The organism is Mesorhizobium sp. M0217 (assembly GCF_040321955.1).
Classification (GTDB): domain Bacteria; phylum Pseudomonadota; class Alphaproteobacteria; order Rhizobiales; family Rhizobiaceae; genus Mesorhizobium.
In genome coordinates this window covers 25,069-34,347 of the sequence record NZ_JAMYSN010000042.1, presented here as the reverse complement: position 1 = coordinate 34,347, position 9,279 = coordinate 25,069, and the positions used below count along the sequence as shown (strand labels likewise).

Genomic DNA, 9,279 nt, shown 5'->3' with positions numbered 1-9,279 from the left:
GGACGACCTGCGCGAGCACAAGAAGCTCGCTCTGCGCCAAGCCGCATGACCAGCATCATGGCCGCCCCTTTTTGCAGAACTTGACGCACACAACCCCCCTCTGTCCTGCCGGACATCTCCCCCTCAAGGGGGGAGATTGGCTGTGATCAAGGCTTTCGCCAACTGTCGAAGTTGAAAAGGAAGTGGGGCCCGCAACTGCGTGATCTCCCCCCTTGAGGGGGAGATGGCCGGCAGGCCAGAGGGGGGTGCTGTCCCGCCGACCTAATGATCAAGCAAACGCGCCATGGCAGTGCTTGTATTTCTTGCCGGAGCCGCAGGGGCAGGCTTCGTTGCGGCCGATCTTGCCCCAGGTCGCCTGGTTGTTCGGATCACGGTCTTCGGGAGCGACGATGGCGTTGCTCTCCTGGCGGACCAGAAGTGCGGTCTCGCCACCCTCGAAATCGTCCTCGCCCGTGGTGCCGTCAATGTGGCTGCCGAACATTTCAGGCGCTTCGGGCGGCGGCGCTTCGGCGGCCTGGCGGACCAGTTCGACGCGCATCAATTGCGCGGTGACGGCCTGGCGCAGATTGCCGAGCAGCGCCTGGAACAGCTCGAACGCCTCGCTCTTGTATTCCTGCAGCGGGTCGCGCTGGGCGTAGCCGCGGAAGCCGACGACCGAACGCAGATGGTCGAGGTTGACGATGTGCTCGCGCCACAGATGATCGAGCGTCTGCAACACCACCGAGCGTTCGACATAGCTCATCACGTCTGGGCCGAAGCGCTCGGCGCGCTCCTTGGCGGCGGCGTCGGCGGCCTTGGTCAGGCGCTCGCGGATGTCGTCCTCGGCAATGCCTTCTTCCTTGACCCAGTCCTCGACCGGCAGGTCGAGATTGAGGAATTCGGCGACCTCGGCCTTGAGGCCGGCGACGTTCCACTGCTCGGCATAGGCGTTTTCGGGGATGTTCTTGGTGACGATCTCCTCGATGACGCCTTCGCGCATCTCGGCGATCGTCTCGGACAGGCCTTCGCCGTCCATCAATTCGATGCGCTGCTCGAACACCACCTTGCGCTGGTCGTTCGAGACGTCGTCGTATTTCAACAGGTTCTTGCGGATATCGAAGTTGCGCGCTTCGACCTTCTTCTGCGCCTTTTCCAGCGCCTTGTTGATCCACGGATGGATGATGGCCTCGTCTTCCTTGAGGCCAAGCTTCTGCAGCATGCCGTCCATGCGCTCGGAGCCGAAGATGCGCATCAGATCGTCCTGCAGCGACAGGAAGAATTTCGAACGGCCGGGGTCGCCCTGGCGGCCGGAGCGGCCGCGGAGCTGGTTGTCGATGCGGCGCGATTCATGGCGCTCGGTGGCCAGCACGTAGAGGCCGCCGGCGGCCAGCGCCTTTTCCTTCAGGCGCTCGACATCGGCAATGATTTCCTTTTCGCGCGCCTCGCGCTCGGGACCAGCAGGCATGTCGCCCAGTTCGTCCTCGATGCGCATCTCGGCGTTGCCGCCGAGCTTGATGTCGGTGCCGCGTCCCGCCATGTTGGTGGCGATGGTGATGGCGCCGGGTTTGCCGGCCTGGGCGACGATGGCGGCCTCGCGCTCGTGGTGGCGGGCGTTCAACACCTCGAAATCCTTGAACCCTTCCTTGCGCAGGCGCTCGGCCAGCTGCTCGGATTTTTCAATGGAGGTGGTGCCGACCAGCGTCGGCTGGCCCTTGGCGCGCGCTTCCTTGATCTCCTTGACAATCGCCTTGTACTTCTCCTCGACCGTCCGGTAGACCTCGTCGTCCTCGTCCTTGCGGATGACCGGCAGATTGGTCGGGATCTCGGTGACTTCGAGGCCGTAAATGTTGCCGAACTCCTCGGCCTCGGTCAGCGCCGTGCCGGTCATGCCGGAAAGCTTCTTGTAGAGGCGGAAGTAGTTCTGGAAGGTGACGGAGGCCAGCGTCTGGTTTTCCGGCTGGATCGCCACATGCTCCTTGGCTTCGAGCGCCTGGTGCAGGCCTTCCGAATAGCGGCGGCCCGGCATCATGCGGCCGGTGAATTCGTCGATGATGACGATCTCGTCGTTGCGGACGATGTAGTCCTTGTCCTTCTGGAACAGCCGGTGCGCCTTCAGCGCGTTGTTGACGTGGTGGACGATGGCGACGTTCTCGACGTCATAGAGCGACTCGCCCTTGAGCAGGCCGGCCTCGCGCAGCAGGTTTTCCAGCTTCTCGGTGCCTTCCTCGGTGAAGATCGAGGTCTTCTGCTTCTCGTCGATCTCGTAGTCGGCTGGGCCGAGCTGCAGCATGAAGGCATCGATGGTGTTGTACATTTCCGAACGGTCCTCGAGCGGACCGGAAATGATCAGCGGCGTGCGCGCCTCGTCGACCAGGATGGAATCGACTTCGTCGACGATCGCGTAATTGTGGCCGCGCTGCACCATCTGCGCGCGCTCATACTTCATGTTGTCGCGCAAATAGTCGAAGCCGAGCTCGTTGTTCGTGGCATAGGTAACATCGGACGCGTAGGCGACGCGGCGCTCCTCGTCGGACAGGCCATGGACGATGACGCCGACCGAGAGGCCGAGGAATTTGTAGACGCGGCCCATCCATTCGGAGTCGCGGGTGGCGAGATAGTCGTTGACGGTGACGACATGGACGCCCTTGCCGGCAAGCGCGTTGAGATAAACGGGCAGGGTGGCGACCAGGGTCTTGCCCTCGCCGGTGCGCATTTCGGCGATGCCGCCATTGTGCAGCACCATGCCGCCGATCAGCTGCACGTCGAACGGGCGCATGCCGAGCACGCGGCGGGATGCCTCGCGGACGGTGGCGAAGGCCGGCACCAGCAGGTCATCGAGCGTAGCGCCGTTGGCGATATCCTGGCGGAATTTTTCCGTGCGGGCCTGAAGCTCGGCGTCGGACAGCGCCCGGATCTCGTTTTCCATGGCATTGATCGCCTCGACACGCGGCCGGGTCGATTTTACGCGACGATCGTTGGAGGAACCGAAAACCTTACGGGCGAGACCGCCGAGACTGACCATCCGATGGTCCTTTCGATAGAATTCTCAATTTTGAGATGAGCGCCGGCCGGCCCCATCAATTCCGCGTGAAATGCGGACAAACACAAAAAGCGCCCGGAAAACGGTTCTGGACGCAAAGTCGTTGGACAGATAAGAGGGGGCTCAACTGATGTCAACGCCGCGTTAGCCCTATGGGCAGCGCCAAATTCCGCCACAATCCGGCTGATCTGCAAGCCCTACCAATCCCCCTTGGAGTTAATCTTGATGTCCTTACTGTTTCGCCGTGCGTCGCTCGCCAGCCTTGGCCTGGCCTTCGGCCTGTCGGCCCTGTCGCTGTCTCCGCTGATGGCCCAGGAAGCCGCTCCCGCCCCGGCCGATGCCGCAGCAGCGCCGGCGGCAGCCCCCGTCGATCCGAACGCCGTTATCGCTACCGTCAATGGCCAGAAGCTGACCGAGGCGGACCTTGGGCTTGCCGAGGGCGAGCTGTCGCAGCAGTTCTCGCAGTTGCCACCCGAGCAGCGCCGCGCCGCCGCCCTTTCGGCGGCCATCGAAATCCGCGTCATGGCCGCCCAGGCGGTCGCCACCGGGCTCGACAAGGATCCCGAATTCCAGCGCCGCATGGCGTTCCTGCAGCAGCGCGCGCTGCATGGCGAGATGGTCGAGAAGGGCGTCGTCGACAAGGTTACCGATGCCGAGGTGCGCGCCCGCTACGACCAGGAAATCGCCAGCACGCCGCCGGTCAATGAGATTCATGCCCGTCACATCCTCGTGAAGACGAAGGAAGAGGCCGAGGCGATCATCAAGCAGCTCGATGGCGGTGCCGACTTCCAGAAGCTCGCCAACGAGCATACCAGCGATCCCTCGGGCAAAACCAATGGCGGCGATCTCGGCTGGTTCGGCCCGGGGCAGATGGTGCCGGAATTCGACAAGGCGGCAGTTGCGCTCGAAATCGGCAAATACACCAAGGAGCCGGTGCAAACGCAATTCGGCTGGCATGTCATCAAGCTCGAGGACAAGCGCACCAAACAGCCGCCGGCCTTCGACGACGTCAAGGACCAGGCCAAGCAGGCGGTGATCCGCGACAAGTATTTCGCACTGGTCAAGCAGCTGCGCGGCGCCGCAAAGGTTGAAATCCCCGACGCCAATCTGAAGAAGGCCGTCGACACGATGGAAGCCGGCAAGTAAGGCCGGCACCGAAAACATGAAAAGGGCGCCGTTCGGCGCCCTTTTCAATTGCGGGAGATGCCTGACATCACATAGCGGACAGTGGCAAGGATTGTCGCCTCATCTTCGTCCAGCCGGTTGGTCAAAAGGTGTTTCCAGGCATAGGAAGCGATGAGGTCGGCGACCAGCGCTGCGTCGATATCGGCCGCAACCTCGCCGCGCGCCTTGGCGCGCTCGATGATCCGAGCGGTGTGGGACACGCGCCCATCGGCATAGCCAGTCAGGGCCGCGGCCGCCGCTTCGTCCGACTGGGCCTCGGCGATCAGCGAGCGGAATACACTGCCCGAGGATGTGTCGCGCCAATGCGCGAAGAGGTTCCTCAGGAAACCGACGAGGTCGTCTTCGAGACTGCCGGTATCGGGGACGTCGACACGCTTTTGCCGCTTGTAGACCTCTAACAGCAGGGCCGCCTTGCTCGGCCACCAGCGATAGATCGTGGGTTTGCCGGCGCGCGCCCGCCGCGCCACGGCCTCTATGGAGAAGCCGGCATAGCCGGCCTCGACCAGCACCGCCTCCGCGGCCTCGAGAATGGCCTCGGCGCTGTCTGGGTTGCGCCGCGCCCCGATCGATCTGCGCGCCGGATCCTCGCCCATGTCTGTCCTCGCCAACAATGTCTGTCCTCGCCAACAATCTCGCCGGCAATATAGGTGAGCTGGCAGGCAAACGAAACGGCCCGTTTCCAGCGCTTGTAGAAGCAGGCCTCACGTTCGCCCTGCGCGGGGATTTTCAGTTCATCGCTTGCGAGGTTTCCGAGGCGATCCGCCACTGGCCGTCGCTCTTCACCAGCCCAAGCGTGACTCGTGCCTTGCCGGTCATGCGCGCCGCCGATTTGTCTTTCGACATATAGTCGTAGCTCATCGCGAACACGGCTTCGGCGCGGTTCTCGCCCTGCGGCGTCACCTCGAGGCTGCCGGGCTCGAGACTGAACGACCAGGATGCAAATTGCGCGAACCAGTCCGTCTTGAGCTTGACGACGGCGTCGCTGTCATAGCGCGTGCCGAAGATGGTAGCGGAAGGCGCATAGAGCCGCTTGACGGTCTCGCCGATCGCCGCGGCATCGGGCGCAAGATAGTCGTCGCGCAGGAATTTCTCGATTGCGGTCTTGTCGTCGCCTACAGACCGTTCGAGTGCCGCAACATTTGTTTCGGGCGCCGGGGGGACGGCGGGCTTCGGCTGTGCAACCGTTTCGCCGCCGGGCACAAACTCGAACCGTTCGAGCAGCGAACCCTGTTCCCATGGGCGCTGTCCCTCGCGGGTTTCGGAGACCACGTCGCGGCGCACCGCGATCATCATGTCGTTGATGCTCTGGCCGGGCTCGGCCATGTGCCGCAGCAGGGCGGCGGCGAACGGCGAATTGCGTCCGGTGCCGTCCATGGCGACAGCGCCTGGCGCCGTCGAGAAGGCGATGAAGGAGCCGCGCGTCGAATCGAACTGCGCCAGACCGGCAAGCGCCGTTGCCGAGCGCGTGGTGGCGGTGCGGCTCAGGCTGCGGGCAAAGGGATTGTTGCGGCAGGCGTCAAGGAAAACCAGGCTGACCTTGGTCTGCTGCTCCATGATGTCGAGGACTTCGTCGATCGGCACGGCTTCGAGCTGCAGCTTGACCGGCATGTCGAGCCGGGCGTCGACCGGCACGATGTAGTTGCGCCCTTCCACCTGCAGGCCGTGGCCGGCGTAATAGAAAAGCCCGACGCCCGCACCTTCCAGCGCATCGGAAAATTCGCCGATCTTGCGCTCGAGTTCGCGCTTGCCGAGATCGTTGCCCTCGATGACGTCGAAGCCGATCGAGCGGAGCTTGCCGGCAATATCGAGCGCATCGTTGACCGGATTGGTGAGCGTGCCGGCTTCGGCATAGGTGCCATTGCCGATGACCAGCGCCACGCGCCGTTCCGGCTGCGCATCGGCGCTCAGGAGCAAAAGCCCCATAAACGCCACCGCCAAGATCACCAGCCTGCCCATGGCCGATATCATAACGCCAGAGGCCCCGGTGACGCCAACGGATTTGAAATGCAAGCTTAATCCCTGGTGGCTTGCCGACAGCGGCGGCCAAGAAAACGCCCTTGCGCCGGGCCGTGCTATCGGGCAAACCGGCCTTCGCCCAGCGTTTTTCCCTCGCCCGAGGTCTCCAATGTCCGCAACGATTTCGCCGCTCGCGCCGAAGAAATATCCCAAAATGCCTGCCATCGAGGGCGTGCGCATCGCCACCGCCGAGGCCGGGATCAAGTACAAGAACCGTACCGACCTCTTGGCCATGGTCTTCGATGCCGGCACAGCGGTTGCCGGCGTGTTCACGAAGTCGAAATGCCCCTCGGCGCCGGTCGACTTCTGCCGCGAGAACCTTGGCGCCGGCAAGGCACGGGTGCTGGTCGTCAATTCCGGCAACGCCAACGCCTTCACCGGCAAGAAGGGCCGCGCCTCCACCCAACTGACCGGCGAGGCCGCGGCCAAGGCCGCAGGTTGCACGCCAGGCGAAGTGTTCCTCGCTTCTACCGGGGTAATCGGCGAGCCGCTCGACACCACCAAATTCAGCCATTTGCTGGCCGGACTGGTCAAGGACGGCAAGCCGGATCTGTGGACCGAGGCGGCAAAGGCCATCATGACCACCGACACCTATCCGAAAGTGGCGACAGCGACGGTCAAGCTCGGCGACACCGACGTCATCATCAATGGCATCTCCAAGGGCGCCGGCATGATCGCGCCCGATATGGCGACTATGCTGTCCTTCATCGCCACCGATGCGCCGATCGCCGCCCCCGTGCTGCAGGACTTGTTGTCGCGCGGCACGGCCAAGACCTTCAACGCCGTCACCGTCGACAGCGACACCTCGACCAGCGACACGCTGCTGTTGTTCGCCACCGGAGCCGCTGCCAAGCGCGGCGCGCCCGCCATCAGCGATCCCAAGGATGCGCGTCTCGGCGCGTTCCGCCGGGCGCTGGGCAAGGTGCTCAAATCGCTGGCGCTGCAAGTGGTGCGCGACGGCGAGGGCGCCCGCAAGCAGGTCGAAGTCACCGTTACCGGCGCCAAATCGGCGCGCTCGGCCAAGCGCATCGCGCTGTCCATCGCCAATTCGCCGCTGGTCAAGACGGCGGTTGCCGGCGAGGACGCCAATTGGGGCCGCGTCGTCATGGCCGTCGGCAAGGCCGGCGAGCCGGCCGATCGCGACCGGCTGTCGATCTGGTTCGGCGACAACCGTCTGGCGCATGAGGGCGAACGCGACCCGGGCTACTCCGAGGAAGCGACCTCGGCCTATATGAAGCGCGACGACATTCGCATCCGCGCCGATATCGGTATCGGCCGCGGCAAGGCGACGGTGTGGACCTGCGACCTCACCAAGGAATATGTCGCCATCAATGGCGATTACCGGAGCTGATGGAGTTGGCTTCCAGGCATCCGGCAAGCATGCTCGCCATCGTGCGCCGCTACGAGGCTGCGGGGTTTCGCGCCTGGCCGGCGGCGGCCGTGCATTATGACGGCACCTGGGTGGTGCGGCTGACAGCCGGCCATCCGGCCAAGCGGCTGAACTCGGTCAACCCGCTCGATCCCGGCGACACCCAGCACATTGCCGAGCGCATCGGCCGCGCCAGCCGGCGCTTCGACGCCTATGGCAGGCCGCTGACCTTCCGCATCTCGCCGCTGTCGGGGCCGGACCTAGCCAAGCATCTCGACAATGAGGGCTGGAGCACATTCGACGAATCCCTGGTGATGCGGCTGCCGCTGGCGGACGCGCAACTGGCGCCGGCCATGGACCAGATTCCGCTGAAGGATATCAGCCGCTTTCTCGGCGCGTCGCTCAAGGTCAGCGGCTCGGATGCATCGCTGCGGCCCGGTCTTTCGGAAATCATCGGCGCCATCCAACCCGAAGTCGGGCTGTTTGCGCTGGAGGAAGGGGCCGACCCTCTGGCGGTGCTGATCTGCGTCCATGACGGCGATCTTGCCGGCCTGTTCGAGATCGCCACCGCCAAGTCGGCGCGCAATCAGGGCCATGGCCGCAACCTGATCCTGTCGGCGCTGAAGTGGGCGAGGCTGCGTGGCGCTCGCGAAGCCTGGCTGCAGGTCGAGGCCGGCAATGCGCCGGCGCTGGCGCTCTATCGCTCGCTGGGCTTCGACGAAGTCTATCGCTACCACTATCGCCGGCCGCCGGGCGCATGAGCGAGATCACCGGCAAACGCCTGCTGCTGGTCGCCGCGTGCGCGCTGGTCGATACCGATGGGCGGGTGCTTCTGGCGCAGCGGCCCGAGGGCAAACAGCTTGCCGGCCTGTGGGAATTTCCCGGCGGCAAGGTAGAGCCAGGCGAGACGCCGGAACAATGCCTGATCCGCGAACTGCAGGAAGAAATCGGCATCGAGACTGACATTCCTTGCCTGGCGCCGCTCACCTTCGCCAGCCATTCCTATGATGATTTCCATCTCCTGATGCCCCTGTTCGTCTGCCGCCGCTTCCGCGGCATCGCGCAGCCCAGGGAAGGGCAGGCGTTGAAATGGGTGCGGCCAAAGCAGATGCGCGACTATCCCATGCCGCCGGCCGACGCGCCGCTAATCCAGTTCCTCATCGACCTGTTGTGATACAAAGCCATTTCGCGGTCTGATCTAGCCAGCGTTAATGGAAGATTTATCTCGTCGTGAAAAATTGCGGCAAAGCGGGTTCGCGGGGAGCGATTGCATGAGCCTCGACAGGGAATGGGACTCGATCCGGCCAGATCGCAGCTATCGCGCCGCCGGCGTCGGCTTATTGCGCGTCACGCTGTTGTTCGGCTCGGCCGCAGTGGCGCTGGCGCTGATCGCGGTCCCCGTGCTGGACAACCAGACGCGATCATCCAGCCGCGATGCTCTTGCAGGCGGTCTCGACCCGATGAGCACGGGTTCGATCGGCTCGCGGGCCACCTATACGCTGCGCAGAAGCGTGCTGCAGCCCTCACCGAGCTCAGTCTGCATCATCCGCGCCGACGGCCAACGCAGCGGCGACAAGGTCGACACCAGCTTGAGAACTTCCTCAACGCAGGCCCATTTCACAGCCTGTTAAGCTTGTGCCGTTAACCTTTCTTAACAGGTCGGCGATATGGTCGGGGATGAGAGGGATCG

The 9,279-nt window shown here is 64.0% G+C and carries 8 protein-coding genes; 5 read left to right on the top strand and 3 right to left on the bottom strand.

Annotated elements, in window-relative coordinates; translation table 11 throughout:
- Positions 1-268: 268 nt before the first annotated feature.
- Positions 269-3,001, bottom strand: coding sequence for a preprotein translocase subunit SecA (gene secA, locus NKJ18_RS31490; RefSeq protein ID WP_352761405.1), 2,733 nt, complete (start codon positions 2,999-3,001; stop codon positions 269-271).
- Positions 3,002-3,244: 243 nt separating this feature from the next.
- Here secA and NKJ18_RS31485 point away from each other — a divergent pair, with 243 nt between their 5' ends.
- Positions 3,245-4,165, top strand: coding sequence for a peptidylprolyl isomerase (locus NKJ18_RS31485; RefSeq protein ID WP_023686683.1), 921 nt, complete (start codon positions 3,245-3,247; stop codon positions 4,163-4,165).
- A gap of 44 nt (positions 4,166-4,209) precedes the next feature.
- Here the strand turns inward: NKJ18_RS31485 and NKJ18_RS31480 are convergent, their stop codons facing one another.
- A complete protein-coding gene (locus NKJ18_RS31480) occupies positions 4,210-4,797 on the bottom strand; it encodes a TetR/AcrR family transcriptional regulator (protein WP_023714960.1) in 588 nt (195 codons plus the stop codon).
- Between the two features lie 133 nt (positions 4,798-4,930).
- A complete protein-coding gene (locus NKJ18_RS31475; protein ID WP_352623486.1) occupies positions 4,931-6,160 on the bottom strand; it encodes a caspase family protein in 1,230 nt (409 codons plus the stop codon).
- 169 nt (positions 6,161-6,329) lie between these two features.
- Here NKJ18_RS31475 and argJ point away from each other — a divergent pair, with 169 nt between their 5' ends.
- From argJ to NKJ18_RS31455, 4 genes are all read left to right on the top strand, one after another.
- A complete protein-coding gene (gene argJ, locus NKJ18_RS31470) occupies positions 6,330-7,571 on the top strand; it encodes a bifunctional glutamate N-acetyltransferase/amino-acid acetyltransferase ArgJ (protein ID WP_023672988.1) in 1,242 nt (413 codons plus the stop codon).
- 29 nt (positions 7,572-7,600) lie between these two features.
- Positions 7,601-8,350, top strand: coding sequence for a GNAT family N-acetyltransferase (locus tag NKJ18_RS31465; RefSeq protein ID WP_023713717.1), 750 nt, complete (start codon positions 7,601-7,603; stop codon positions 8,348-8,350).
- Complete coding sequence (mutT, locus tag NKJ18_RS31460; RefSeq protein ID WP_023685791.1) at positions 8,347-8,763, top strand: 8-oxo-dGTP diphosphatase MutT; 417 nt, start codon at positions 8,347-8,349, stop codon at positions 8,761-8,763. Before NKJ18_RS31465 ends, mutT begins: the two co-directional genes overlap by 4 nt.
- A gap of 97 nt (positions 8,764-8,860) precedes the next feature.
- The gene (locus NKJ18_RS31455) at positions 8,861-9,220 is read left to right on the top strand and encodes a hypothetical protein (protein ID WP_352761402.1); all 360 of its coding nucleotides are present in this window, start codon (positions 8,861-8,863) and stop codon (positions 9,218-9,220) included.
- The last annotated feature ends 59 nt before the right edge of the window (positions 9,221-9,279 follow it).